This is a genomic window from Massilia oculi (assembly GCF_017582745.1).
GTDB lineage: Bacteria > Pseudomonadota > Gammaproteobacteria > Burkholderiales > Burkholderiaceae_D > Telluria > Telluria oculi_A.
The window spans coordinates 41,788-66,553 of sequence record NZ_JAFVIM010000025.1; the positions used below are offsets into that span (position 1 = coordinate 41,788).

Annotated in this window: 22 protein-coding genes; 10 read left to right on the forward strand and 12 right to left on the reverse strand. The window is 66.1% G+C overall.

All coding sequences use genetic code 11. From position 1 onward, the window contains the following. Positions 1-4: 4 nt before the first annotated feature. From J3U95_RS23125 to J3U95_RS23145, 5 genes are all read right to left on the reverse strand, one after another. On the reverse strand, positions 5-1,030 hold the full coding sequence (locus J3U95_RS23125; RefSeq protein ID WP_208280989.1) for an XrtA/PEP-CTERM system-associated ATPase: 1,026 nt from the start codon (positions 1,028-1,030) through the stop codon (positions 5-7). A gap of 15 nt (positions 1,031-1,045) precedes the next feature. Further along, positions 1,046-2,647 (reverse strand): TIGR03016 family PEP-CTERM system-associated outer membrane protein, encoded by a 1,602-nt coding sequence (locus J3U95_RS23130; protein ID WP_229520047.1) that lies wholly within the window; start codon positions 2,645-2,647, stop codon positions 1,046-1,048. Continuing rightward, the gene (locus tag J3U95_RS23135; RefSeq protein WP_208280990.1) at positions 2,640-3,578 is read right to left on the reverse strand and encodes an XrtA-associated tyrosine autokinase; all 939 of its coding nucleotides are present in this window, start codon (positions 3,576-3,578) and stop codon (positions 2,640-2,642) included. The genes J3U95_RS23130 and J3U95_RS23135 overlap by 8 nt, the downstream gene beginning before the upstream one ends. 26 nt (positions 3,579-3,604) lie before the next feature. Next, positions 3,605-5,134: an XrtA system polysaccharide chain length determinant gene (locus J3U95_RS23140; protein WP_208280991.1), complete on the reverse strand. Its 1,530-nt coding sequence runs from the start codon at positions 5,132-5,134 to the stop codon at positions 3,605-3,607. A 72-nt stretch (positions 5,135-5,206) separates the two neighbouring features. Then, the gene (locus J3U95_RS23145) at positions 5,207-5,377 is read right to left on the reverse strand and encodes a hypothetical protein (protein WP_208280992.1); all 171 of its coding nucleotides are present in this window, start codon (positions 5,375-5,377) and stop codon (positions 5,207-5,209) included. A gap of 166 nt (positions 5,378-5,543) precedes the next feature. Between J3U95_RS23145 and J3U95_RS23150 the strand changes: the two genes are divergently transcribed. The 5 genes from J3U95_RS23150 to pepA all read left to right on the forward strand — a co-directional run bounded on the left by J3U95_RS23150 (position 5,544) and on the right by pepA (position 9,855). Beyond that, positions 5,544-6,314, forward strand: a complete 771-nt coding sequence (locus J3U95_RS23150; protein WP_208280993.1) for a S1 family peptidase — start codon at positions 5,544-5,546, stop codon at positions 6,312-6,314. A 198-nt stretch (positions 6,315-6,512) separates the two neighbouring features. Next, positions 6,513-7,118, forward strand: coding sequence for an XrtA/PEP-CTERM system exopolysaccharide export protein (locus J3U95_RS23155; RefSeq protein WP_229520048.1), 606 nt, complete (start codon positions 6,513-6,515; stop codon positions 7,116-7,118). 316 nt (positions 7,119-7,434) lie between these two features. Continuing rightward, positions 7,435-8,163 (forward strand): GNAT family N-acetyltransferase, encoded by a 729-nt coding sequence (locus J3U95_RS23160; RefSeq protein WP_208280995.1) that lies wholly within the window; start codon positions 7,435-7,437, stop codon positions 8,161-8,163. A 78-nt stretch (positions 8,164-8,241) separates the two neighbouring features. Beyond that, positions 8,242-8,907, forward strand: a complete 666-nt coding sequence (locus tag J3U95_RS23165; RefSeq protein WP_208280996.1) for a class I SAM-dependent methyltransferase — start codon at positions 8,242-8,244, stop codon at positions 8,905-8,907. A gap of 180 nt (positions 8,908-9,087) precedes the next feature. Beyond that, entirely contained in the window at positions 9,088-9,855 is a 768-nt protein-coding gene (pepA, locus tag J3U95_RS23170; protein ID WP_208280997.1) for a flocculation-associated PEP-CTERM protein PepA, read from the forward strand. A gap of 86 nt (positions 9,856-9,941) precedes the next feature. On the opposite strand, the gene J3U95_RS23175 is transcribed toward pepA, so the two are convergent. The 5 genes from J3U95_RS23175 to icmF form a co-directional block, all read right to left on the reverse strand. Continuing rightward, on the reverse strand, positions 9,942-10,817 hold the full coding sequence (locus J3U95_RS23175; protein ID WP_208280998.1) for a ThiF family adenylyltransferase: 876 nt from the start codon (positions 10,815-10,817) through the stop codon (positions 9,942-9,944). A gap of 38 nt (positions 10,818-10,855) precedes the next feature. Further along, on the reverse strand, positions 10,856-11,527 hold the full coding sequence (locus tag J3U95_RS23180) for a GNAT family N-acetyltransferase (RefSeq protein WP_229520053.1): 672 nt from the start codon (positions 11,525-11,527) through the stop codon (positions 10,856-10,858). Between the two features lie 155 nt (positions 11,528-11,682). After that, complete coding sequence (gene prsT / locus J3U95_RS23185) at positions 11,683-14,460, reverse strand: XrtA/PEP-CTERM system TPR-repeat protein PrsT (protein ID WP_208281000.1); 2,778 nt, start codon at positions 14,458-14,460, stop codon at positions 11,683-11,685. Positions 14,461-14,629: 169 nt separating this feature from the next. Then, on the reverse strand, positions 14,630-14,959 hold the full coding sequence (locus J3U95_RS23190) for a hypothetical protein (protein ID WP_208281001.1): 330 nt from the start codon (positions 14,957-14,959) through the stop codon (positions 14,630-14,632). 44 nt (positions 14,960-15,003) lie between these two features. Beyond that, a complete protein-coding gene (gene icmF / locus J3U95_RS23195) occupies positions 15,004-18,291 on the reverse strand; it encodes a fused isobutyryl-CoA mutase/GTPase IcmF (RefSeq protein WP_208281002.1) in 3,288 nt (1,095 codons plus the stop codon). Positions 18,292-18,511: 220 nt separating this feature from the next. Between icmF and J3U95_RS23200 the strand changes: the two genes are divergently transcribed. Then, positions 18,512-19,741, forward strand: coding sequence for a cyclic di-GMP phosphodiesterase (locus J3U95_RS23200; RefSeq protein WP_208281003.1), 1,230 nt, complete (start codon positions 18,512-18,514; stop codon positions 19,739-19,741). Here the strand turns inward: J3U95_RS23200 and J3U95_RS23205 are convergent, their stop codons facing one another. Next, positions 19,742-20,482 (reverse strand): SDR family NAD(P)-dependent oxidoreductase, encoded by a 741-nt coding sequence (locus J3U95_RS23205; protein WP_208281004.1) that lies wholly within the window; start codon positions 20,480-20,482, stop codon positions 19,742-19,744. A 163-nt stretch (positions 20,483-20,645) separates the two neighbouring features. Here J3U95_RS23205 and J3U95_RS23210 point away from each other — a divergent pair, with 163 nt between their 5' ends. Next, a complete protein-coding gene (locus tag J3U95_RS23210) occupies positions 20,646-21,239 on the forward strand; it encodes a 2-hydroxychromene-2-carboxylate isomerase (protein WP_208281005.1) in 594 nt (197 codons plus the stop codon). Then, a complete protein-coding gene (locus J3U95_RS23215) occupies positions 21,230-22,156 on the forward strand; it encodes a LysR substrate-binding domain-containing protein (RefSeq protein WP_208281006.1) in 927 nt (308 codons plus the stop codon). The genes J3U95_RS23210 and J3U95_RS23215 overlap by 10 nt, the downstream gene beginning before the upstream one ends. 223 nt (positions 22,157-22,379) lie before the next feature. Here the strand turns inward: J3U95_RS23215 and J3U95_RS23220 are convergent, their stop codons facing one another. Further along, positions 22,380-23,414 (reverse strand): GGDEF domain-containing protein, encoded by a 1,035-nt coding sequence (locus J3U95_RS23220; protein WP_208281007.1) that lies wholly within the window; start codon positions 23,412-23,414, stop codon positions 22,380-22,382. A 389-nt stretch (positions 23,415-23,803) separates the two neighbouring features. Between J3U95_RS23220 and J3U95_RS23225 the strand changes: the two genes are divergently transcribed. After that, complete coding sequence (locus tag J3U95_RS23225) at positions 23,804-23,992, forward strand: Flp family type IVb pilin (protein WP_123068779.1); 189 nt, start codon at positions 23,804-23,806, stop codon at positions 23,990-23,992. A 115-nt stretch (positions 23,993-24,107) separates the two neighbouring features. Further along, positions 24,108-24,656, forward strand: a complete 549-nt coding sequence (locus J3U95_RS23230) for an A24 family peptidase (protein WP_208281008.1) — start codon at positions 24,108-24,110, stop codon at positions 24,654-24,656. The last annotated feature ends 110 nt before the right edge of the window (positions 24,657-24,766 follow it).

Genomic DNA, 24,766 nt, shown 5'->3' on the forward strand with positions numbered 1-24,766 from the left:
CTGATTATTCCTGGTCCAGCTGGCGCGCCGAGCCGGGCGGGGTGGCGGCGATCTTCTTGAGGATCGACAGCACCGACACGATCGATTTTTCGAGGCGCATCATGCGTTCGTCGAGCTGCTCGACGCTGGTGCCGCGCCGTTCGCCATGCTGCAGTTCGTGCTGGCCCGAGGTGGCGTGCATGGACGCCGGCTCCGGCTCGCCCAGTCCTTCCGGCGCCTGGAATTCGTCCGAGATGTCGCGCACCACTTCCTCGATGTGGGCGCCGGTGAAGCCGTGCAGCTCTTCCAGGTAGCCCATCAGCAGCACGCGGTCCATCAGCGTATTGGTCTTGCGCGGGATGCCGCCGCTGTAGGCATAGATCACGGCGTGGGCGGCGTCGTCGAACGACGGGTCGCCCTTCCAGCCGACCGTGGCCAGGCGGTGCTCGACGTAGGCGCGCGTCTCTTGCGCATCCATCGGGCCCAGGTGGTAGCTGGCGATCACGCGCTGGCGCAGCTGCTGCATGGTGGGGCTGTGCAGGGTGGCGCGAAACTCCGGCTGGCCGAGCAGGAAGGTCTGCAGCAGCGAGCGGTCGTCGGTCTGGAAATTGGACAGCATGCGCAATTCCTCGACCGTGCGCGCGTTCAGGTTCTGGGCCTCGTCGATCACCAGCAGGGCGCGCTTGCCCTGGCGGTCGACCGCGCGCAGGAACTGTTCCAGGCGGTTCAGCAGCTCGGCCTTGCTGGCGCCCTCGTAGGGCAGGCCGAAGGCGGAGACCACCATGCGCAGCGTATCCTCGGGATCGAGGCTGGTGTTGACGATGTGCGCCGCCACGATCTGGTCGAGCGGGATGCGGCCCAGCAGGTTGCGCACCAGCGTGGTCTTGCCGGCGCCGACCTCGCCCGTGATGACGATGAAGCCCTCGCCCTGCGACAGGCCGTAGTCGAGGTAGGCCATGGCGCGCTTGTGGCCTTTCGAGCCGAAGAAGAAGTGCGGGTCCGGGCGGAGCTGGAAGGGCTTGGCCGACAGGCCGTAATAGGATTCGTACATCGTGGTTCCGTTGGCTTAGAACGTCATGGACAGGCTGCCCGACAACGAACGTTCGTTGTAGGCGCGGCCGCTCGAGCCGAAGCCGTAGTCGCCGCTGCGGCGCCGCAGTTCGACCGATCCCAGCAGTCGCTCGCCGTAGCGGCGCGAGAGACCGACCCGCACGGTGCGCTGGTAGTCCTTGAAATCGGTGGTCAGCGAGCGGCTGCGATCGAGGTCGAAGGCGGCCACCAGGTTCGAGCGCGGGTTGATGCGGTAAGTGTAGGTCGCTTCCATGCCGTGCTGGTTGACGCGGTCGTTCACGCTGCCCGACTGGCTGCCCAGCAGCGGGCTGTCGCTCTGCTGGTCGGACAGGCCGTTGCGGCGGCTGGCGTGGGCCGACAGCACGGCGGTGCTGCGTCCCTTGCGGTAGGCGACCGAGGCGCGCAGCAGCTTCTGGCGCATGAAGCGGTTGCTCAGGTAGTTGATGCTGTCGGCCAGCGCCGGCGGCAGGCCGGTGGCCTGGATGTAGGCCGCCACCACCCGCGCGCGTTCGACCGGATCGGGATAGCTGGTGGCGAACATGCGGTCCAGCAGGCCGGCGGTATCGACCGTCGACGGCAGCAGGAACTGCTGGCGCGAGGTGGTGATCGTGTCGGCGTAAGTGATGTTCCAGGTCGTGTGGCGGCTGCGGTGCTCGGCCAGCAGGCTGCCGGTATTGCCGTAGTAATGGCGGCCGGCCGAAGCCTGCAGCTTGGTGCGCAGCGACGGCGTCCAGATGAAGCCGGCGGACCAGCTGGCGCCTTCGTCGCCGCCGCCCAGGCCTTCGAACTCGTAGCGGTCGTAGCCGGCATTGGCGGTCAGCGCCAGGCGGTGGCTGAGGATGTACTGCAGGCTGGCGTTCACGTTCTCGGTCGAGGAGTCGCCGTAGCGCGCGCCGGTCAGGTCCTGCTTGTAGTAGCTCAGGCCCCAGCCCACGGTGCGGAAGGCCGTGCCGCTGTTGAGCATGGCGCTGAAACTCTCGCCCTCGGTCCTGACGAAACCGACCGGGTCGTCGCTCTCGACCGAGTCGCGCGTGTAGCGCAGCACGCCGTTGGCGGTGCTGCCGAAGCTGTGCGCCAGGTAGGGGCTGATGCTCCAGGTCTGGACATTGGTCCGGTTATTGTTGCGGAACATGTCGCTGCCGTCGGTGCGGGGACCGAAGGCCGAGATGCTGTGCTGGCCGCGCGAGGCGTAGGCGTCGACGTACAGCAGGTCTTGCGCCAGCTCGCCGCGCAGATTGCCCATGTACGAGCGCTGGGTGTCGGACACGCTTTCGCCGCGCAGGTTCGAGCCGGGAATGGTGCGGCCCTGGCTGCTGTTGTGCAGGTAGGCGAACTGGTGGAACTGGGCCGAGGCGTCGACCGTCAGGCGCCGGCTGCGGCTGTTGACCGCGATGCCGGGCGAGACCTGGGTCACCAGGTCGCTGTGGGCCTGCTCGTCGGGGGCCAGGTCGATATTGTCGGTCCAGGTTTCGCTGACCATGAGCGTCGGCGTGACGCGCCAGTCGGCGTGCGCCGGCGCCGCCGCCAGCAGCAGCGCGGCCGCCGCCAGCGGGGCCAGGCGGAAGGGCATCCGGCCTGCCGCTGGGCGTTTAGCCATAGTGATAATCATACGTTTCTTCGATGCCAGGGATGTCCCGGGTCTTGTTGTAGACGAGGTTGACGTTGCTCATGCCTTCCAGCTGGGACAACGCTTCCTTGACCGCATGCTGGGTCGTGGTCTGGGCTTCCACCACGACCACGATCTGGCCCATATGGCTGGCCAGCACGCGCGCTTCGCTGGTCAGCATCAGCGGCGGCGAATCGAAGATGATGATGCGGTCGGGGTAGCGGTGCGCCAGTTCGTGCAGCATGGCGGTCATCGTCGAGCTGGCGAGCAGTTCGGTGGCTTGCGCCGTGCTGGTGCCGGCCGGCAGGATGGCCAGGGTGTCGACATTGGTGCGCAGCATGACGTCCGACAGGTCGAGCTTGTCGTCCAGCAGGATGTCCATCAGGCCGCGCTGGGTCGGCAGGCCGAGCGTGCGCAGCACCGAGGGGCGCGCCACGTCGGCATCGACCAGCAGCACCGTGTGGTCGAGTTCCATCGCGATGCTCATCGCCAGGTTGATCGAGCAATAGGTCTTGCCTTCGCCCGGCAGCGAGCTGGTCACCATGATCAGGTTGGCCGGATTGTCCTTCGGGCCGCGTTCGGCGAAGGCGCGCTTGAGCAGCGGGCGCTTGATGATGCGGAATTCTTCCAGCAGGTTGGTGCGTCCGCCGGCGGCGGTGACCATGCCCAGTTCGCGCATGCGGCCCAGGTCGAGTTCGACGCGGCGGGTGCGGGCCGGGGCCGGCGCCTCGCCGGAGGCCGGGATCGCGGCGGCAGGGGCGGCGGCGCCGGCCAGGTCGGGCGTCGGCGCGACCGGCACGTCCACCAGCACGGCGGCGGGGGCGTCGACCAGCGGCGGCTCGGCCGGCACGACGGGATTGACGGGGACGGCGCTCTGGCGCTGCTGGTCGATGCGGCTGGCCGCTTTTTCGATAATGCTCACATTCACTCCTTGTAGGCCATCCGGCCTTACATCGTGGGGCGGATCAGGATGGCGGCGACGCCGGCGGCATAGATGCCGAACAGCACCAGCACGGATGCGGCCAGGGCGACCAGGCGGCGCTTGCGCAGCACGGTCTGCTCGGCGGTCCAGTTCATGCTCACCGAGCCGAGGATCGGCAGGCCGGTGGCCTCGCGCAGCGCGGCCTGGCTGAGGAAGGTCGGACGCATCTGGCTCAGCAGGACGGCGCCGGCCAGGCCGGCCGCGAGGGCTGCCACGAAGACCAGCGAGAACAGCTGCAGGCGGTTGGGGCCGCTTGGGAGAGCCGGCGCGGTCGGCGGATCGACCACGCGGAAGGTCAGCATGTCGGTGGCCGACGACACTTCGCCGGACAGCTTGGCCGATTCGCGCCGCTCGACCAGGCGCTGGTAATTCTCGCGGTTGACTTCATAGTCGCGGTTGAGCTGGGACAGCTGGGCCTCGATTTCCGGCACCTGCTGGCTCTGGCCGCGCAGGCGACCCACGCGGGCGCTGTATTCGGCCACGCGCGCCTGCAGCGACGCCACGCGCGCCTCGGCTTCGGACAGCTGCACGGTCAGCTGCTGCAGCATCGGGCTGAAGTTGGCGCCCGGGTCGGCGCTCGGCTTGACGTTCTTGGCGGCCTCGGCGCGGCGCTCCAGCAGCTGCTCGAGCAGGCGGCGGTTGGCGACGATGTCGGGATGCTGTTCGGTGTACTGGGTGCGCAGCGCGTCCAGGGTCTTGTTGACGGTGGCGATGCGCTCGTTCAGCTCGGGGTCGTTCAGGACCGGGGCCGGGCCGCCGGCGCCGCTGTTGTCGCCCGAGATCTTGCGGCGGATCGCATTGCGCGCCTGCTCGGCCTCGGCCAGTTCCAGTTGCGCCTGGTTCAGGGCCTCGCTGGCGCCGACCATGCGCGCGCCATAGTCGGCGCCTTCGCGCGGCAGCATGCCGATGTTCTTGATCTTGAATTCCTTGAGCGAATTCTCGGCGGCCGCCAGGCGCTCTTCGTAGCTGCGGATCTGCTCGTCGATGAACTGCACCGCCTTCTCGGAATCCTGGCGCTTGTTGGCGAAGCTGCCCTCGACGAAGATGGTCAGGAAGGCCTGCACCACTTCCTTGCTCTGCTGGGCGCTGGGGCCGGTGTAGCTGATCGTGTAGATGTCGTCGCGGCCGGTGCCCTCGACCTTGATCTTCTCGATCATCTTGTCGACCAGGCGGTCCATTTCCTTGCTGTCGGCAGCCTTGACGTCGAGGTCGACCTCGCGCACCACGCGCTCCACATTGGGACGGCTGAGCAGGGTGCGGCGCATGAAGGTCACTTGCTGGCTCAGGTTCGGCAGGGTCGTCATGCCTTGAAGCAGCGGCTTGAGAATGGTCTGGGTGTCGACGTAGACGCGCGCCGAAGCCTGGTACTGGTTGGGCAGCATGAATACCACGGCCCAGCCGGCCAGCGCGACCACCCAGGTGATGGCGACGGCATGCCAGCGGTACTTGCCGACCGCTTTTAATAAGTGAAGAATCTGGGAGGTGATTTCAGCCATCGTGTCGATCTCGTCGGTCAGGGCCTGGTTTGCAGGCTCAACAAATAAACAATGTGCATGATCGCTTGTACCCTAGGCAATTGCAATTGAGGGTTTACGATTCCAGCGATTCCGGTAGCCGATGCCATCGGTTTGCAACACATATTCTTTAAGGCAATGAAAACGTTTCTCTAAAGACGTTGCAACCTTGGCTACTAATTGCATTATCGCAAACATTTGGCGCGCACGCTTGTTGTATTTCACGAAATGGCCAGCCGCCCTTGCGGCATGTTCCTGGACCATCCTGTGTCGCGTGCGCCTTTAAATAGTTGCTGAAATTCAAAGAACCTTATTGTAATGTTTAAAATTGGAAAGGGGCCGTACGATTGCCTCAGCCTTGTTACACCTACCTGAAGATTGTGATGTCTTGATGACGCGACGCTTGTTTGGAAAGACCGCGGCGGCGGCCCTGCTGTGCCTGGCGGCGCAGGGCCTGCCGGCGCTGGCGGCGACCCTGCCGCAGACCGTGGCGGCGGTGAAGCCGTCGATCGTGGGCATCGGCACCCAGTTGCAGACGCGCAGTCCGGCGATCGTGTTCAGCGGCACCGGTTTCGTGGTCGGCGATGGCCTGAGCGTCATTACCAATGCCCACGTGGTGCCCGACAAGCTCGACGCCGCGCGCATGGAGCAGCTGGGCGTGGTCTTGCCGGACGGCGCCGGGGTGCGCTTCCGCGCCGCCACGCTGGTGGGCCTGGACCGCCAGCACGACCTGGCCCACCTGCGCCTGGAAGGCGCGCCGCTGCCTGCCCTGCGCCTGGCCAGCGAGGGCGCGCCGGCCGAAGGCGAGGCGCTGGCCTTCACCGGCTTCCCGCTCGGGATGGTGCTGGGCCTGCATCCGGCCACCCACCGCGCGCTGCTGGCGGCGATCACGCCGGTGATCCAGCCCTCGCTCAATGCGCGCCGCCTCGACGCGCGCGCGGTGGCCCAGTTGCAGCGTTCCCCGTTCAGCATCTACCAGCTCGACGGCACCGCCTATCCCGGCAACAGCGGCTCGCCGCTGTACGATCCCGCCACCGGCGCGGTGGTCGGCGTGATCAATATGGTGTTCGTGAAGGGCTTGAAGGAGTCGGCGATCTCGGCGCCCAGCGGCATTACCTATGCGATTCCGGTGCGCCACGTGCAGGAATTGCTGGCGCGCTAGCGGGCGACGGGCGGTCGCCCCGGCGCCGGAATGCCAACGTGAAGTATTTCAATTGTGCACGGCTTGCCGCCGCGTCGGTCTGCGCTACAATAGCGCGGGCCATGATGGCGAAATAACAATTTTTGATTCACGTCGAACACTGTCCCACCAGGGATGGCCAGCGGCGCGAAGGGGATGAACGCGATGATGACGAATACCATGAAGAATCTGTTGGCAGCCGGCGCCGCCGCTTGCATGCTCCTGCTGGGCGGCTGCGCCACTCCGGTGCCGCCGAGCACCGCCGCGCTGGCGCCGATCAATCCCGATTACCTGATCGGGCCGGGCGACAGCGTCAACATCATCGTCTGGCGCAATCCGGAAGTGTCGATGGCGGTGCCGGTGCGTCCGGACGGCAAGATCACGACCCCGCTGGTCGAAGACCTGCCGGCCGCCGGCAAGACCTCGACCCAGCTGGCGCGCGACATCGAGCAAGCGCTGGCCCAGTTCATCCAGCAGCCGGTGGTTACCGTGGTGGTGACCGAATTCGTCGGCAACTTCAACGAGCAGATCCGCGTCATCGGCCAGGCCGCGCAACCGCAGGCGCTGCCGTATCGCCGCGACATGTCGCTGATGGACGTGCTGATCGCAGTCGGCGGCGTCACCGAATTTGCTGCCGGTAACAAGGCCAGCATCGTGCGCACCGTCGAGGGCAAGCAGGAAAAACTGCAGGTGCGACTCGACGACCTGATCAAGGAAGGCGACATCTCGGCCAACGTCATGATGCGTCCGGGCGACATCCTGGTGATTCCGGAAAGCTTCTTCTAAGCCTTCCACCCGAGACCGGCCGCCTGGCCGGTCTCGTCCCTGGCCTCCTGGCCACCTCGCTTGTCCGGTGCGCGCAACAGCCGCGCCCGCCATGGCGTCTCCATCCCGGGCATGCCCTTCCTTTCTCGACACATTGTGATCCACGCGCGCCGCGGAGCCTGCTTAAGCTGCTATCGTCAGAGGTGCAGACACAAAGGAAATGTCAAAAGTTTAAATACTTTTCGTTAATACAATTGATAAATTGTAATTTTCGATGCTATGATGATCAGGATTGCTGCCGGTGCACGAGGCGCCGGTCCTGCCTGGAGATAGACCCATGATCGAGACAATAGCGCCGGCCTCCTGCGCCGGTCCGGGCGACGACGATGCGGCTGCCTCTAGCATGCCAAGCATCATCGATGTCGCCATCAATGAGCGCGTGTTCGGCATTCGCGCGGCCGACATCGATTCCCAGCGTAATTCCGCCAGTATGCTCATCAGTAAGATGTATTCCTGGCGCGGCTACAGCGGCAACCACCAGGTGCACAGCGATCCCAATCGGATCACGCTGACGGCATCCGACCATGGCCAGGTGTTCGGCACGCTGAGCCTGGGCCTGGATTCCGAGATCGGCTTGCTGGCCGACCAGGTGTTCAAGGACTGCATCGACGTGCGGCGCGGCAACGGCCGGGTATGCGAGATCACCAAGCTGGCGGTCGACCCGGCGGTCAAGTCCAAGGCGGTGCTGGCCTCGCTGTTCCACGTGGCCCTGATCTATGCGCGCGACCTGAACGCTTGCCGCGACATCTTCATCGAAGTCAATCCGCGCCATCGCCGCTTCTACGAAGCCATGCTCGGCTTCCAGACCGTGTGCGAATCGCGCCCCAATCCGCGGGTGCAGGCGCCGGCGGTCCTGTTGCGCGTCGATACCGCCTTCGGCACCGAACAGGTGGCCAAATGGGGCGGCATGCAGGACAAGGCGGTGGGCGAGCGCTCGCTGTTCCCGTGGTTCTTCTCGCCACGCGAAGAGGCGGGCATCGTCAACCGCCTGCGCCAGCTCGGCTGAGCCGCCCGATTCGCGCTTGCCTGCTGTTCATTAACAACCTATATTTTCCGCTTCACTCCAATCCAATGAGGACGCTCCATGACGACCGGTAAGACCAGGGATGAAATCGCCGAAGCCTATTCATCCGAACCGTGGTGGTACGACCTGCGCGGCTTTTTCATTCTCACCTTCGCCTACAACAGCACGATCGGCACCCAGATGCGCTTCTTCGGGCCCAACTTCGGACCCGACCACCTCGAGGTGGCATGCGGCACCGGCACCCTGCTCGAGATGGTCCTGAACTGGCGCCGCCGTCGCAAGCTGCCGCCGGTCAAGGTGACCGGCATCGACTACGCGCCGTCGATGCTGGCCGGCGCCAAGCGCCGTTTCGCCGGCAATCCGCTGGTCGAGGTGCAGCATGCCGACGCGGCCCAGCTGCCGTTCGCCGACAACCGCTTCGACACCGCCAATATCGCCAACTCGATCCACTGCTTCCCGACCGTCGACGGCGCCCTGCGCGACATCCTGCGCGTGCTCAAGCCGGGCGGAACGCTGGCCGCCAACGTGCTGCTGTACCCGTCCGGCTTCGCGCCGCTGCGCTGGGCGGCGCAGAAGATCAACGACTGGGGCATCCGCAAGGGCATCCTGTACAGCCCCTTCCATATCGAAGAGCTGCGCGCCAAAGTGCTGGCGGCCGGCTGGGAGATCGCCAGCGAGTTTAAATCCGGAAATACCTGGAATGTGGTGCTGCGGAAACCTCTGTAGGACGGGGCTGACAGGGGCGTGAGAATTTCTTAAATGCAGGTGTCGAGATCTTTTACAGTGTTGTAATTTCTTCTACGAAATAGTGTTTTAAGTATTTGATTTAAAAGGAATCACAAGTGCTGGCACGATGGTTGCTTATAAGAGGGTGCTAGTACGAACCCTACAACCAGGAGATCCAAGATGAACGCAGTTTCGAAGACCATGATCGCAGCCTCGTTTGCTGCAGCCTCGATGTTCAGCACCGCAGCCAGCGCAGCGCCGTTCAACGAGTTCACCGTTGATCCGATCAATGGCAACTACGCAAACTTTGTCGCTGACAAAATCACCGGCAACTATACCGAGCAGGCAACCTTCAACGCGGACGGTACCTTCAACGTGTCGCTGCTCTGGACCGCGGGCCAGTTCGTCGGCAACGGCGGCAACACCGCATATGAGGCCCGTCGCACCGGCCTGGGCGCTACCTACGGCCTGTATGCGACCTACACCGCGAGCGGCACTTACTCGATGGCGAACGGCGTCACCACCTTCAACTTCGCCTCCGGTTCGGGCAACCTGAACCTGTACCTGGACGATTACGCCACCGAGAGCAGCACCCTGCTGGCTACCGGCAACCCGCTGTCGGGCTATGGCGAACTGAATCCAAGCCTGCCGACCTGCGGCGACGACGGCATCAACTGCGGCAGCTTCGGTGCCTCGAGCACCTTCGAACTGACCGCCGCCGGCAGCTCGTTCTTCGTCGCACCGAATCCGTTCTACATGATGAGCTTCCAGTCGGGCCAGCTGAACAATTTCGACCCGACCGGCGAACAGACCATCAACGGCTCGCTGGACGTGGTGTTCTCGACCCTGCCGGACGGCGAAGTGCCTGAGCCTGCATCGGTCGCCCTGCTGGGCCTGGGCATGCTGGGCCTGTACGGCGCCCGTCGCCGCAACAAGAAAGCCGCCTAAGCACACCGGGCCCGCTCTGCGGGCCTGTCCAGGCAAAAAAAGCCACTGCCGGAGCGATCCGGCAGTGGCTTTTTGACGTAAGGGAGTCAGCGTCCGGCCGCCATGCGCGCGAACTGGCGCCGCCCGATCGCCAGCATCAGGCGCTGGATCGGATGGCGGTTGCCGCCGGGACGCCAGGTGCGCGTGAGCTTGTTGCGGTAGGCATCGAACTGCATGCCCCAAGGGGCTGCCAGCACGTTGCCGCGGCCGAGCAGGATCTTGAGCGCCTCGGTCGCGCATACCCCGGCGCAGAGCTGGCACGCCATGATGGTCGATGGGCCGCGCTGCTCGGCCAGGTTGACCGCCCCAGGCACCACCAGATAGGGCCGGTGCAGGCCGGCAGGGGCCAGGCCGACCACGAAGCGGATGGCCTTTTCCTGGTCCGGCAGGTCGCCCCAGCCGAAATACTCTTCGAAGGTCATCTTGCCCGGCATGAAGTTGAGCAGGGCCGTCCCCATGCCCAGCGGCGCCCCGGTGGTGGCCGGGATGCCGAGCCGGGCGCAGGCGGCGAAAGTCTGCTGGCGGGCGTCGAAGGCAAAGAAGTCGAGCGCGTCGACGTACAGGTCGACCCCGGCCAGGAAAGCGTCGAGATTGTCCTTGTGGACGCCGTCCGGGAAGATCTCGATCTCGATCTCGGGATTGATGTCGCGCGCCATGCGCGCCAGCACCTCGGCCTTGGATTGGCCGACCGTCGACATCATGGCGCCGACCTGGCGATTGAAGTTGGCGATGTCGAAGCTGTCGAAATCGGCGATGTGGAAGCGGCTCACGCCCAGTCGCGCAAGAGTCAGCAGGTGCACGCCGCCGACCCCGCCGCCGCCGGCAATGGCGACGCGCTTGCCGCGCAATTGCTGCTGTTCGGCCGGCGTCACCCAGCCGATATTGCGCGAGAAGGCCTGTTCGTAGTTGAACGGTTTATTCATTGATGGTTCAGAAAGAAGTGGGGAACAAGAGCCCGGCCTCATGCCGGATGCGATTCGTCCATGCGCAGCAGGCGATTGATGATGCCACGCTCTTCGCGTGGGGAAAAGAAATACGGATAGAACGAGCGCTCCTCGGTCTCGCCCTCGGCCGCATAGCTGCCGCCGAAGCGTGCGATCTGGTCGGTCACGAAGGCCAGGTTCACGCGCAACAGGTAGGCGGGTGCATCGACCCGTGGATTGGTCTTGAGTTCGCCTTCCTTGCGAAAGCCCAGCATGCGCTCGTAGAAGCGCCGATGGCGCGGATTGACTTCGATCACGATGTCGGTGCAGCCATGCATGTCGCGCGCGTAGATCACGGCCAGGTGGAATACATTGGCCAGCGCCGTCTTGGAGCGCACCGAGGGATCGAAGGCGAATTTGGTGAACTCGCATAATTTCGCGCCGCGACCGCGGTGGGCGTCGAGTTCGTCCTTGAAGATTTCGTCGGCCATCAGGCCGACCTCGGAATCGATGCCGATGCTGAGCGTGCCGACCACGTCGCCCTTGTCGGTGGCGGTCAGGGTGATGCGGTTGGGGTCGCTGCTTGGCTGGTGATTTCCGGAGTAGCCGCGCCAGGCATACATCCTGTTGATCAGCATACTGGCCGTGTTACGACCGTCCGAAGTATCGGTAAGCCGGATTCCGTACGAATCGTCGTCCACGATAAACATCCTCATTTAGGAGAACGTTATCTTATCGCGACATTAATAAATCCAGCGTTCGATAGGATGAGGCTGAAGGTCTGCGGCGCGCCTTTACTGACGGGTTCGAAGGCGCGCCGTGAGGATGCCGCGAAGCCCGGATGGGCTCCGCGGCGAGCGCCCGCTTACAGCGATTTGAGCAGCGCGCGCGCCTCGTCGGCGTGGGCGAATTGCGTGCCTGGCGCCAGCAGCTTGTCGAGCTCGCGGCGCGCGCCGGCCTTGTCGCCGCTCTTGTGCAGGGCCTGGGCCAGGTGGTAGCGGATCTCCATCGAGTTCGGCGCCTGGCTGCTGGCCTTCTGCAGCAGCGGCAGGCCGCGCGCGGTGTCGCCCTGTTCCACCAGCACCCAGCCCAGGGTATCCATCACGCCCGGACTGTCGCTGGCCAGCTTGTAGGCCTTCTCGGCGGTCGCCAGCGCGCGCGGATCCTTCACCTGCTGGTAGGCCCAGGCCAGGTTGTTCAGCACCAGCGGATGCTCGGGAGCGCGCTTCTGCGCGTTCTCGAGCTTGGCGATGGCGCCCTTGTAATCCTTGGCCGACAGGTTGAGCTCGGCCACCAGCAGCGAGACCCGCACGTCGTCCGGCTGGGCGGCGAGCCAGGCCTGGCCGCGCGCCAGCGCTTCCTTGCTCTTGCCGCCGGCCTGCATGGCCTGCATCACCTTGACCGTCAGTTCCGACGAGCGCGCCAGGGCCAGGCCTTTTTCATAGGACTGCTGGGCCTGGGCAAATTTTTGCTGCGACATCAGCACGTCGCCTTCGATGACGTGGCCGACCGGCGCCTTGGGCGCCGCCTTCTGCAGCTCGCGCGCCACCGCCAGCGCCTCGTCCGGACGCTTGGCGCGCAGCGCCAGGTCGACCTGCATCAGGCGCGCCGGCACGAAGTCGGGCTGGAGGTCGACCGCGCGCTTGAGGTGGCCGGCGGCCGCCGATTCGTTCTTCAGCGCCAATTGCACCTGGGCCAGGCGCAGCTGGGCGCCGGGCGCCTTCGGCAGCACGTTGACCAGCTTGCTGTAGGTGTCGAGCGCGCCGTTTAAGTCCTTGTTCGCGGCCTGCGACTGGCCGAGCAGTTCCAGCACGCCGGCATCGGTCGGATGCGTGGTCTGCAGCTTGCGCGCCAGTGCCAGCGCCTTGGGCGCCTGCTCGGTGGCCAGGTAGTGCGCGCCGAGCTTGAGCGAAGGCGCGGTGGCGTTCGGCTGGGCCGCGCTGGCCTTCTCGTACCAGCTCGTCGCCTCGGCCGTGTTCTTTTGCAGCATGGCCAGCTCGGCCAGCGCCGTCATCGCCTCGACATTGTCCTTGTTCTTGTCCAGGAAGGCGGTGAAGCGGGCCTTGGCGGCGTCCGGCTTCTTGTCCTGCACGTCCAGGCGCGCCAGGTTGGTCACCGCCGGCAGGAAGCTCGGCTGCAGCGACAGCGCCTTCTCGAAGGCGGTGCGCGCTTCCGCGTTCTTGTTCTGGACCATGTAGACAGCGCCCTTGAGCTGCTGCACTTGCGCGCTGTCAGGCTGCTGCTTTTCGAGCGCATTGACGGCGGCCAGCGCCTTGTCGTAACGCTTCATATTGATCTCGGTCTGCACCAGGGCCATGGTGGCCTGCAGCGATTTAGGATCGAGGGTGGCGGCCATTTCCAGGTCGCTCAGCGCGCGCGCCTGGTCGCCCTGGGCCAGGCGCGACAGGCCCAGCGAGGTGCGCACGGCGGCCGCCTCCGGCGCCAGCGTGGCGGCCTGCTGCAGGTAGTTGCTGGCCTTGTCGAAGTCGCGCACCTGCATATACGATTCGCCGGCCAGGGCCAGCAATTGGGCATCCTGCGGCGCTTCCTTCAGGGCCGGCGCCAGGGTGGCGGCGGCATCGGCCGGCTGGGAATTCCTGAGCTGGGCCTGGGCCAGCAGCTTGCGCGCATAGACGTTGTTCGGATTGGCTTCGAGGTATTTGCGCAGATGCTGCTCGGCCTGCTGGGTGCCGCCCAGCTGCAGCTCGGAGGCGCCGGCCAGCAGGATGCTTGGATAATGGTTGGGCGCGACCTTGAGGATCTTCGCCAGCGCATCCTTCGCCGCCGAGTGCTTGCCTTGCGAGAATTCATACAGGGCGCGGGTGTACACCACCAGCAGGCTGCCCGGCGAATTCTTTTCCGCTGCCTCGACTTCCTTCTTGGCCGCGTCGAACTTGCCGCGCGCGATCTCGATATAGGCTTTCTCGATGTGGGCGCCGCGATGGTCCGGCTTGAGCGCCAGCGCCTTGTCGTAGGCGCTCAAGGCTTCGTCCTGCTTGTTCATCGAACGCAGCATCGCGCCCTGCATGATGAAGACTTCGGGATTCTTCGGATCCTTGGCCACCGCCTGGTCGACGTAGAGGAGGGCGGCATCGCGCTCGCCGCGTACGGCGGACAGGCGCGCCAGGCCCATCAGGGCGTCGCCGGAATTGGCGTTTGCGGCCAGGGCCGCCTCGTAGGCCTGCTTGGCCTCGTCGGGCTTGCCGCTGCCCAGCAAGGCGTCGCCGCGCAGCGACAGCAGCGGGGCCGACTTTCCGGCCTTCTCCGGCGTGATCAGCTCCAGCAATTCCTTGAACTTGCCCTGCTGCGCCAGGGTCCGGCCCAGCAGCGGCAGCACCCGATCCTCGGCGATGCCGAGGGAGCGCGCGCGGCCCAGTTCCTTCTCGGCCGACACGTTGTCGCCGGTGGACAGCTGCAGGGTGCCCAGCGCCAGGCGCGCCTCGCCGTCTTCCGGGCTGTTCGCCACGGCGTTCTTGAGCTGGATCAGGGCAGCCTTGATGTCGCCTTTTTGCTGGTACTCGGACGCCTCCGCCAGCAGGGTTTCGGTCGACTGGGTCCGGTTGCAGCCGGCCAGGCCGACGGTCAGGAGGGCGCCGGTCAGGATGGCGGCGGTGAGTTTGAGCTTGGTGGGATGGCGCGGCATGTGGAATTCCTCAGGCAGTGGAGACGGTCGTTTCGCCGGGTAAGCGAAATTCTCAACAACAAATCATACCTGAAGGAACCGCGCACCCAGTGTACAAACGGACACAGCTGTTGCAAAACTTATCCGATGCGTGTTGCATGAATGTTGAAAAAATTGCTACGTGGGAAAATTATCCCTCGCCGCCGGCGTCGAGGCCGGGATCGCGGCGCAGCCGGCCCAGCAGGGCTTCCACGTTCTCGCCCACCGGCAGGCCATGGCGGCGTAACAGCTGCACGTGCAGCACCAGGTTTTCCAGCACCAGCTTGGCTGACACTGCGAGCAAGGTCAGCGTGCGGTCTTCCTCGCTGAAGTTGTCCATCGCCGCCGCCATCTCGCACAGGTGGTCGGCGACGATGGCGCGCATCTCGTCCTCCGGGAAGGGCAAGTCGGCGAAGTCGATCGGGTCTTCCCGTTCGACTTCGCGCATCAGGGCGGCGAGCTGGTCGGGCTGAATCGTCATGGATCGCTCCGTAGGGGACACGGAACCATTCTACGGCCTGCGCATTACATATTGCGGCGATACTGCCCGCCGACCTCGAACAGCGCGGTCGTGATCTGACCGAGCGAGCACACGCGCACCGCGTCCATCAGGCGCGCGAACACGTTCTCGTTGTCGATCGCGGCCTGGCGCAGGGCGGCCAGCGCGGCCGGCGCCGCATCGGCGTTGCGGCCGTGGAAGTCTTCAAGGCGCTGCAGCTGCGATTGCTTTTCGTCGTCGGTGGAGCGGGCCAGTTCGATCGTGGCAGGCGCGCCCGCGCCCTTCGGGTTGCGGAAGGTGTTGACGCCGATGATGGGCAGGCTGCCGTCGTGCTTGCGGTGCTCGTACAGCATCGACTCTTCCTGGATCTTGCCGCGCTGGTAGCCGGTCTCCATCGCGCCCAGCACGCCGCCGCGCTCGGCGATGCGCTCGAACTCCTGCAGCACCTGCTCTTCGACCAGGTCGGTCAGCTCGTCCATGATGAACGATCCCTGGTTTGGGTTCTCGTTCTTCGCCAGGCCCCATTCGCGGTTGATGATCAGCTGGATCGCCAGTGCCCTGCGCACCGATTCGTCGGTCGGCGTGGTGATCGCCTCGTCGTAGGCGTTCGTGTGCAGCGAATTGCAGTTGTCGTAGATCGCGATCAGCGCCTGCAGGGTGGTGCGGATGTCGTTGAAGTCGATCTCTTGCGCATGCAGCGAGCGGCCCGAGGTCTGGATGTGGTACTTGAGCTTCTGGCTGCGATCGTTGGCGCCGTACTTGTCGCGCATGGCCACCGCCCAGATGCGGCGCGCCACGCGGCCCAGCACCGTGTATTCCGGGTCCATGCCGTTCGAGAAGAAGAACGACAGGTTCGGCGCGAAGTCGTCGATGTGCATGCCGCGCGCCAGATAGGCTTCGACGAAGGTGAAGCCGTTGGACAGGGTGAACGCCAGCTGCGAGATCGGGTTGGCTCCCGCTTCGGCGATGTGGTAGCCCGAGATCGACACCGAGTAGAAGTTGCGCACGCCGTGCGTCACGAAATACTCCTGGATGTCTCCCATCACCTTGAGCGAGAACTCGGTCGAGAAGATGCAGGTGTTCTGGCCCTGGTCTTCCTTCAGGATGTCGGCCTGCACGGTGCCGCGCACGGCGGTGAGCACCCAGGCGCGGATTTTCTCGGCTTCGTCGGCGCTCGGCTGGCGTCCGTTCTGCTCGACGAACCTGTCCATCTGCTGGTCGATGGCGGTATTCATGAACATCGCCAGGATGGTCGGGGCCGGGCCATTGATGGTCATCGAGACCGAGGTCGACGGGCTGCACAGGTCGAAGCCGTCGTACAGCACCTTCATATCGTCCAGGGTCGCGATCGACACGCCCGAGTTGCCGACCTTGCCGTAGATGTCGGGACGCAGCGCCGGGTCGGCGCCGTACAGGGTCACCGAATCGAAGGCGGTCGACAGGCGTTTCGCATCCATGCCGGTCGAGACCAGCTTGAAGCGGCGGTTGGTGCGGAAGGCGTCGCCCTCGCCGGCGAACATGCGGGTCGGATCCTCGCCCTCGCGCTTGAAGGGGAACACCCCGGCGGTGTAGGGGAAGGAACCCGGCACGTTTTCCAGCATCAGGAAGCGCAGGATCTCGCCATGGTCCTCGAAGCGCGGCAAGGCTACCTTGCGCACCGGATTGCCGGACAAGGTCGTCGAGATCAGGCGGGTGCGGATCTCCTTGTCGCGAATTTTGACCACGTGCTCTTCGCCCGCGTAGGTCGCCTGCAGCTGCGGCCAGGAGGCCACCAGCGCCTTCGCTTCGCCGTCCATGGCGTTGTCGCGCTGGGCGATCACGTCGTCGAAATCGGTGTTCTTGCCGGCGGCGGCCAGCATGCGCTGCGCTTCCTGCAGCTGCTGGCGTTCGCGCGCCAGCGTCACCTGCCTGCCGACGCGGCGATGGTAGCCGCGCACGGTGTCGGCGATCTCGGCCAGGTAGCGGCTGCGCGCGGGCGGCACGATCACGTTCTTGCCGCTCGAGTAGCGCTGCGCCGGCGCCTGCAGCTTGCCGGTTTCGACCTTCAGGCCCAGTTCCGCCAGTTTCGGCAGCAGGCCGTGGTAGAGGGCGGTCACGCCGTCGTCGTTGAAGCGCGAGGCCTGGGTGCCGTAGACCGGCATCTGGTCCGGACTCATCGACCACAGTTCGCGGTTGCGCTGGTATTGCTTGGCCACGTCGCGCAGCGCGTCGAGCGCGCCCTTGCGGTCGAACTTGTTGATCGCGATGAGGTCGGCGAAATCGAGCATGTCGATCTTCTCGAGCTGCGAGGCGGCGCCGAATTCCGGGGTCATCACGTACATCGAGGTGTCGACGTGCGGCACGATGGCGGCGTCGCCCTGGCCGATGCCCGAGGTCTCGACGATCACGAGGTCGAAGCCGGCGACCTTGCAGGCGGCGATCACGTCGGGCAGGGCCTGCGAGATCTCGGAGCCCGCTTCGCGCGTGGCCAGCGAGCGCATGAACACGCGCTGCTGCCCGTTCCAGGGATTGATCGCGTTCATGCGGATGCGGTCGCCCAGCAGGGCGCCGCCCGACTTGCGGCGCGACGGGTCGATCGAGATCACGGCGATGTTCAGGCGGTCGCCCTGGTCGAGGCGGATGCGGCGGATCAGTTCATCGGTCAGCGACGATTTGCCGGCGCCGCCGGTGCCGGTGATGCCCAGGGTCGGCACGCGCAGCGTGTCGGCCGTGTCCAGGATTTCCTTGCGCAGGGCCGGGTCGACGCGATCGTTTTCCAGCGCCGTGATCAGCTGCGCCAGCGGGCGGTGGCGCGCCGCGATCTCGCCTTCGCGCAGCGCCGCGAGCGAGGTCGGGGCGTAGGGAGACAGGTCGACGTCGCAGGCTTCGAGCATCGAACGGATCATGCCGACCAGGCCCATGCGCTGGCCGTCTTCCGGGCTGAAGATGCGCGTCACGCCATACGCGTGCAGGTCCTCGATCTCGCTCGGTACGATCACCCCGCCGCCGCCGCCGAACACCTTGATGTGCTCGCCCCCGCGCTGGCGCAGCAGGTCGATCATGTACTTGAAGTATTCGACGTGACCGCCCTGGTAGCTCGAGATGGCGATGCCCTGCGCGTCCTCGGCCAGCGCCGCGGTGACCACCTCGTCGACCGAGCGGTTGTGGCCGAGGTGGATCACCTCGGCGCCGTTCGACTGCAGGATGCGGCGCATGATGTTGATCGAGGCGTCATGGCCGTCGAACAGCGAGGCGGCGGTGACGAAACGGACCTTGTTGGCCAGGCGCGGCTGTTCCGGCAGGTCGAGCTTCGCGGCGGGAGTGATGTCGTTCATGAGGGGAGGGTCCTTGGGATCGGTGAGGACGGGATGCTGGTAAGTTATATGACGTTAACGTTAACGTCAAGCTCGCGGCGAAGTAATACGGCCGGCTCCGATCCATTTCACATTGCGTATCCCTAAGGCAACATTAAGTTCCAATGCGCAATCAGCTTGCTATACTCGGTGCATAAGGGCGCCCGGCGCCGGAATTCATGCACGAGAAGAGACACGACAGATGCTGAAAAAAGTGGATTCTTCACAGCTCAGGGTGGGCATGTTCATCCATGACCTGGATTGCGGCTGGATGGAGCATCCATTCGTGCGCAACCAGTTCCTGATCACCAACGAGGCCGAGATCCGCAAGATCGTCGAGGCGCGCATCCGCGGCGTCGTGATCGATTGCCGCCGCGGCCTGGACGTCGACGCGCCGACCGTCGACGAAAGCGCGGCCGCCACCGAGGCCGAGGTGACGGCGCTGGCGCAGGCAGCCACGGCCTCCGGACGCATGCGGGTGCCGCTGGCCGAGGAATTGCAGCGCGCCGTGCACGTGCGGCGCCAGGCCGAGGGACTGGTGCGCGTCGTGATGCAGGACGCGCGCCTGGGCAAGGCCGTCGAGCTGGACCAGGTGAGCCCGGTGGTGCAGAGCGTCACCGAATCGATCCTGCGCAACTCGGGCGCCTTGACCAGCCTCCTGCAGCTCAAGAACAAGGACGACTACACGTTTCTCCACTCGGTCAGCGTATGCGCGCTGCTGGTCGCCTTCTGCCGCTCGCGCGGCATGGACGAGGAAACCATCTACCAGGCCGGCCTGGGCGGCCTGCTGCACGACACCGGCAAGGCCATGGTGCCGGACGCCATCCTCAACAAGCAGGGCCGCCTGACCGACGAGGAATTCGACATCGTCAAGCGCCATCCGCGTGACGGCCACGACATCCTGGTGAAGACGCCCGGCATCGGCCCGGTGCCGCTCGACATCACGCTGCACCATCACGAGCGGCGCGACGGCAGCGGCTATCCGGACCGCCAGGCCGGGGACGGCATCAGCGAGCTGGCGCAGATGGCGGCCATCGTCGACGTGTACGACGCGATCACGTCCGACCGCTGCTACCACAAGGGTATTGCGCCGGCCGAGGCGCTGCGCAAGATCTACGAGTGGAGCAAGCACCACTTCAATCCGGCGCTGACCCAGGAATTCATGCGCTGCGTCGGCATCTACCCGGTCGGCACCCTGGTGCTGCTGGAGTCGGGCCGGCTGGGCGTGGTGGTCGAGCCGCACGAATCGAGCCTGCTCACGCCGAAGGTGAACGTGTTCTTCCATGCGAAGCGGCAGGTGTATATCCGCCCCGAGACGGTCGACCTGTCGCGCGCGGTGGGCTTCGGCGGCGGCGACCGCATCGTGCGCCATGAGTCGGCCGCCAAGTGGCAGGTCGAGCCGTTGCGCTTCATGCGGCTGGCCGAAGCCTGATTACAACCCGCCGGCGCAGCGCAGGGTGGCGCCGGTGACGTAGCTGGCGGCCGGCGACAGCAGCCACAGCACCGGTTCCGCGATCTCTTCCGGCGTGGCCAGGCGTCCCATCGGGATCTTCGGCGCGACGCGCGCCGGGCGTTCCGGTTCGCCGGCCTGGGCATGGATGCCGGTCAGGGTCGACCCGGGCGCCACCGCGCACACGCGGATGCGTTCCGGCGCCAGCTCGCGCGCCAGTCCCAGCGTGAACGTCTCGACCGCGGCCTTGCTGGCCGCATAGTGCACGTATTCGTGCGGGCTGCCGGTGAGGGCGGCGATCGAGGACAGGTTGACGATCACGCCTCCCGCGCCGCGCTCGCGGAAGGCCCGCACCGCGACCCGGCTGCAATGCATGACGCCGTGCACATTGGTGCGGAATACCGCCGCGATGGCGTCCGGGTCGCTGTCCATGAAGCTGGCCAGGCGGCCCGTGATGCCGGCATTGTTGACCAGGGCGGTCACGGGACCGAGTTCGCGTTCGACGCGCGCGAACATCCGCTCCACCTCGCCGGCGTCGCCGACGTCGGCCCGGACCGCGATGGCGACGCCGCCGGCGGCGCGGATGTCGGCCAGCAGCGCCTCGGCGGCCGGCGTGTCGCGGCGGTAGTTGAGCGCGACCCGGTAGCCGTCGCGCGCCGCACGCCGGGCGATGGCGGCGCCGATGCCGCGCCCGGCGCCGGTGACGATCAGGACGTTTTCCATTGTTTGCCTCCTGCCCGCCAGTGTGGCGCGCGTCGGGATTGCGCGCAAGCGCGGACGGCGCATGCGATCCATGCGCGCCACGCATGGATGGCATGACAAATCGGCGCCAACTCCTGCTATCGTTCTTCCTATACTGTGCGGACGTGATTCCACTGGAGGCGCCATGCCATCCCCGATCGAATTCTGGTTCGACTTCGGCAGCAACTACAGCTACCTGAGCGCGATGCGCATCGAGCAGGCCGCGCGCGCGGCCCGCGTGCCGCTGCTGTGGCGGCCGTTCCTGCTCGGCCCCGTGTTCCGCGAACTGGGCTGGGAGAGTTCTCCCTTCCTGGTCCAGCGCGAGAAAGGCGAGTATGTGTGGCGCGACATGGCGCGCCGCGCGGCGAAGTACGGCTTGCCGTTCCGGCGCCCGGGCGTGTTCCCGCGCCGCGCCCTGCTGCCGATGCGGGTGGCGCTGCTCGCCGCGCGCGAAGCCTGGATGGGCGAGTACTGCCGCCGCATCATGCGCATGGCCTGGGCCGACGACCGCGAGATCGACGACCCGGCGCCGGTGCTCGAGGCGCTCGCCGGCCTGGCGCCCGATCCGCGCGCGCTGGTGGCCCAGGCCGGCCTTGATGCCGCCAAGGCCGCGCTGCGCGAGCAGACCAACGATGCGCGCCGGCGCGGCATCTTCGGCGCGCCGAGCTTCATCGTGGACGGCGAACTGTTCTGGGGCGACGACCGGCTGGACGATGCGCTGGAGGCGGCATGCGCCTGAACGCTTTGCCGCCGCTCGACGCCCTGAAGGGCTTCGTGGCCACCGCGCGGCGCGGCAGCATCACCGCCGCGGCCGACGAACTGTGCCTGACCCAGTCGGCCGTCAGCCGCCAGATCCAGAGCCTGGAGCAGCGCCTCGGCGCGCCGCTGTTCGTGCGTGCCAAGCGCGGCATCGCGCTCACCGCGGCCGGGGAAGGGCTGTATGCGATCGCCGCGCCGATGCTGTCCCAGCTGGCCGACTTCGCCGGCGCGCTGCGCGCCGCGCCGCAATCGAACCCGGTCACGATCGCGGCCGGCATCGGGGTGGCGGCGCTGTGGATCCTGCCGCGCCTGGGCGCCTTCCAGGCCCGGCATCCCGGCGTCGACGTGCGGCTGGCGGCCGGCAATGCGCTGTCGGACCTCGAACGCGAAGGCATCGACCTGGCGATCCGCTACTGCGACGCGGCGCAGGCGCCGCCGGGCGCGCTGCATCTGTTCGACGAGATCGTGGTGCCGGTCGCCAGCCCGTCGCTGGCGGCGCGCGCCTTCGCCGATCCGGCGGCCCTGCTGGAACACACGCTGCTCGAACTGGACGACGCGCCGCGCACCTGGCTGCACTGGCATGCCTGGCTGCGCGCGCGCGGCATCCGGCGCAAGCCCTCGCGTTTTTTGCACTTCAACCAGTACGACCAGGTGGTGCAGGCGGCGCTCGAAGGCCACGGGGTGGCGCTCGGACGCCTGGCGCTGGTCGAGCCGATGCTCGGCGCCGGCCGCCTGGCGGCGCAGCTCGGGGAGGCGCGGCGCGTGCCGGGCCGCGGCTACTGGTTGCTGGACGGCCTTGACGCCGGGCGTGCCGACGTGGCGCTGTTTCGCGCCTGGCTGCTGCACGAGCTGGCGCAGAGCCGGGCGCGGATTGAGGACTACGGCGTGCCGCCATGAACCGGCCCATGCGCGCAGCGCATGGCTGGCCTGAGAAATGCCGTTTGCCGCCGTCCGGCGCGCTCGCGATACTGGGGCTTCGATCCAGCGCGAGGGGCCGCCATGCCGTCATCGATCCGTTTCAGTCCGCCGTCCCCGCTGGCGCTCGGCTGGGCGCTGGCGCGCATGCTGCGTCCCGAGACTGCCTTCGCCTTGGTCTCGGCGTTCGCGCTGTGCTAGCGCTTCAGAAGAATTCGGCGGTGTCGTTGACGGCCACGGTCTGCAGCATTCCGCTCGCGACCAGCTCTTCGTAGTGGCACACGCGGTTGCGGCCGTGGGCCTTGGCGTAGTACAGGGCCTGGTCGGCGTGGCCCAGCGTGACCACTGGCGAATCGGCGGCGCTGACGCTGGTGAAGCCGATGCTGACCGTGACCTGGCCCACCTGCGGGAAGTCGTGGCTCTCGACGTCGGCGCGGAAGCGCTCGATGATGCGGCGCGCGTTCTCCAGGTTGGTCGAGCGCAGCAGCACCACGAATTCTTCGCCGCCGAAGCGGAACACCCGGTCCTGGGCGCGGAACGACGACTGCAGCAGGTTGGCGATCAGGATCAGCACCTCGTCGCCGTACAGGTGGCCGAAGCGGTCGTTGACGCCCTTGAAGTGGTCGACGTCGACCACCGCCAGCCACTGCTTTTCTTCGCCGTTGTGGTGGCGCCGCTCGGCCTGGCCGGGGACCGTGGCATCGGTCTCGGAGGCGTGCAGCATGCGCGCCAGCTGGTCGTCGAAGGTCTTGCGGTTGAGCAGGCCCGTGAGCGAGTCGCGCTCGCTGTAGTCGAGCAGGTTCTGGAAGTTGCGGTACACGCTGACGATCCCGTTGACCATGTACAGCGCCTCGGGCGTGAACGGCTCGGCGTGCACGATCTCGAGGCAGGTGTCGGCCTTGTCGCCGAACCAGATCGGCAGCCACAGGCGGCGCAGCCCGTCGGCGCCGATGCTTTCGGCGCGCGGTTCGTGGCGGCGCAGGCAGGCGCCGAGTTCGGGATAAAGGGCGATCGTTTCGCCGGGACCGCTGTCCTGCGGCTCTTCGGGGCAGGCCACGCCGCCGGCATGGATGCAGGCGCGCGAGCGCACGAAGTACTGCTCGCCGACGCTGGAGATGGTGAGCACCCGGGTGCGGGCCGCGCCGGACAATTCCTGGACCGCCGAAATCACGGAGATGTCCAGCATGGTGTGATCGCGGTGGCCGGTCATGTCCACCATGTGTCGCAGCAGGGAATCCATGTCGTCGTTATCAGACCAAGCAATAAGAGGTACCGGAAGAGACCGCCCCGCGCAGGGCGTGGCGCCAGGGCGGACCGCGCCGGGGGGCCAGCGCGCCATGATCGGCGGTGCCGCATTTTTCAGCGGTCAAGCAAAACAGCATAATACTTTTTTGTATTACCGGCAACTATTCTTAACAATTTTTATTCATGGTTTCCTGCGGCGTGACACATCGCCCCGGGGGTTTGTTTCTTATCAGAAGCGTGAGTTTCCATGTGGAAAATTTGTGGATGGTCAACTTGCCGTACGGCACTAATCGGTACAGTGAACTCACTGGCAAACGTAACACAGCAGTAGCGACGGGGCCCAGTCGCAGCCAGTATTTCCTCAACCATCATAAGGAGTTTGTCATGAGCACGATTACCTCCGCCATCAAAGCATTTTTCGCTGACGAAAACGGTGTGACTGCCATCGAGTATGGCCTGATCGCCGCCCTCATCGGCGTGGTGATGGCCGGTGTCGCCGGCGAAGTCGGCGAAGAGATCGAGAAGGCCTTCGAGTACATCCGCGACCAGTTCAACACTCCAACTGCTCCGTAATCTGCTGCCCCCCGGGACGCGGTTCGGCCCTGGGGGGCTTTTTTTTTTCGGTTGCTCCCGCAGGGCTGTCGGACCTGGCCCCGGCGGGGCTTTTTTCATCTCGAGGAACCCGATCATGGCCGTCGCACTTTACCTCGATACGCTGCTGCTGCTGCTGGTCACCACGGCGGCGGTCAAGGACCTGGAGAGCCGCCGCATCCCGAACCGGTTGCTGGCCGCCGGCATGTTCGGCGCCCTGGTCCTGCACTTGCTGTCGCCGCAACCGGTGGACGGGCTGCTCGCCTGGCTGGGCGGGGCGGCGACCGGACTCGCGGTCTTTCTTCCCTTTTACCTGGTCCGCGGCATGGCAGCCGGGGACGTCAAGATGATGGCGGCCGTGGGCGCCTTCGCCGGTCCCGGCGACGCGCTGCGCATCGCCATCCTGGCCTGGTGCGCGGGCGGCGTGATGGCGCTCGCCGTGATCGTTTTCAAGGGCCGCCTGCGCATGGTGTTGTCGAACGTGTGGGGGATCGTGCGGCCCGTGCTGCTGCGGTTGCCGCGCGGGCCGATGCCTGGCAGCGCCGGCGGCCCGCCCAGCGCCGGATCGATTCCCTACGGGGTGGCGATCGCCGCCGGCGCCATTGCCTGGCTGGTCAGCCGTTATGCCGAGCATCCGCTTCTCTGAAACCACCGTCCGGTCCTTGCAGTGCCATTGTTGGCTCTTTGTCAGGTATCAAGTGGCTGTCGAGACTGCTCGCTAGAATCAAATCAAGGTCTTACGAAACATTTTCATGG

What these genes read in the sequence shown, in the direction of transcription:
- J3U95_RS23210 (WP_208281005.1), top strand. Translation starts at nt 20,646, where the DNA reads ATGCCATCCCCGATCGAATTCTGGTTCGACTTCGGCAGCAACTACAGC.
- J3U95_RS23230 (WP_208281008.1), top strand. Translation starts at nt 24,108, where the DNA reads ATGGCCGTCGCACTTTACCTCGATACGCTGCTGCTGCTGCTGGTCACC.
- prsT (WP_208281000.1), bottom strand. Translation starts at nt 14,460, where the DNA reads ATGCCGCGCCATCCCACCAAGCTCAAACTCACCGCCGCCATCCTGACC.
- J3U95_RS23160 (WP_208280995.1), top strand. Translation starts at nt 7,435, where the DNA reads ATGATCGAGACAATAGCGCCGGCCTCCTGCGCCGGTCCGGGCGACGAC.
- J3U95_RS23220 (WP_208281007.1), bottom strand. Translation starts at nt 23,414, where the DNA reads ATGGATTCCCTGCTGCGACACATGGTGGACATGACCGGCCACCGCGAT.
- J3U95_RS23165 (WP_208280996.1), top strand. Translation starts at nt 8,242, where the DNA reads ATGACGACCGGTAAGACCAGGGATGAAATCGCCGAAGCCTATTCATCC.
- J3U95_RS23180 (WP_229520053.1), bottom strand. Translation starts at nt 11,527, where the DNA reads ATGTTTATCGTGGACGACGATTCGTACGGAATCCGGCTTACCGATACT.
- J3U95_RS23175 (WP_208280998.1), bottom strand. Translation starts at nt 10,817, where the DNA reads ATGAATAAACCGTTCAACTACGAACAGGCCTTCTCGCGCAATATCGGC.
- icmF (WP_208281002.1), bottom strand. Translation starts at nt 18,291, where the DNA reads ATGAACGACATCACTCCCGCCGCGAAGCTCGACCTGCCGGAACAGCCG.
- J3U95_RS23130 (WP_229520047.1), bottom strand. Translation starts at nt 2,647, where the DNA reads ATGGCTAAACGCCCAGCGGCAGGCCGGATGCCCTTCCGCCTGGCCCCG.
- J3U95_RS23205 (WP_208281004.1), bottom strand. Translation starts at nt 20,482, where the DNA reads ATGGAAAACGTCCTGATCGTCACCGGCGCCGGGCGCGGCATCGGCGCC.
- J3U95_RS23125 (WP_208280989.1), bottom strand. Translation starts at nt 1,030, where the DNA reads ATGTACGAATCCTATTACGGCCTGTCGGCCAAGCCCTTCCAGCTCCGC.
- J3U95_RS23150 (WP_208280993.1), top strand. Translation starts at nt 5,544, where the DNA reads ATGACGCGACGCTTGTTTGGAAAGACCGCGGCGGCGGCCCTGCTGTGC.
- J3U95_RS23225 (WP_123068779.1), top strand. Translation starts at nt 23,804, where the DNA reads ATGAGCACGATTACCTCCGCCATCAAAGCATTTTTCGCTGACGAAAAC.
- J3U95_RS23190 (WP_208281001.1), bottom strand. Translation starts at nt 14,959, where the DNA reads ATGACGATTCAGCCCGACCAGCTCGCCGCCCTGATGCGCGAAGTCGAA.
- J3U95_RS23140 (WP_208280991.1), bottom strand. Translation starts at nt 5,134, where the DNA reads ATGGCTGAAATCACCTCCCAGATTCTTCACTTATTAAAAGCGGTCGGC.
- pepA (WP_208280997.1), top strand. Translation starts at nt 9,088, where the DNA reads ATGAACGCAGTTTCGAAGACCATGATCGCAGCCTCGTTTGCTGCAGCC.
- J3U95_RS23155 (WP_229520048.1), top strand. Translation starts at nt 6,513, where the DNA reads ATGAAGAATCTGTTGGCAGCCGGCGCCGCCGCTTGCATGCTCCTGCTG.
- J3U95_RS23200 (WP_208281003.1), top strand. Translation starts at nt 18,512, where the DNA reads ATGCTGAAAAAAGTGGATTCTTCACAGCTCAGGGTGGGCATGTTCATC.
- J3U95_RS23215 (WP_208281006.1), top strand. Translation starts at nt 21,230, where the DNA reads ATGCGCCTGAACGCTTTGCCGCCGCTCGACGCCCTGAAGGGCTTCGTG.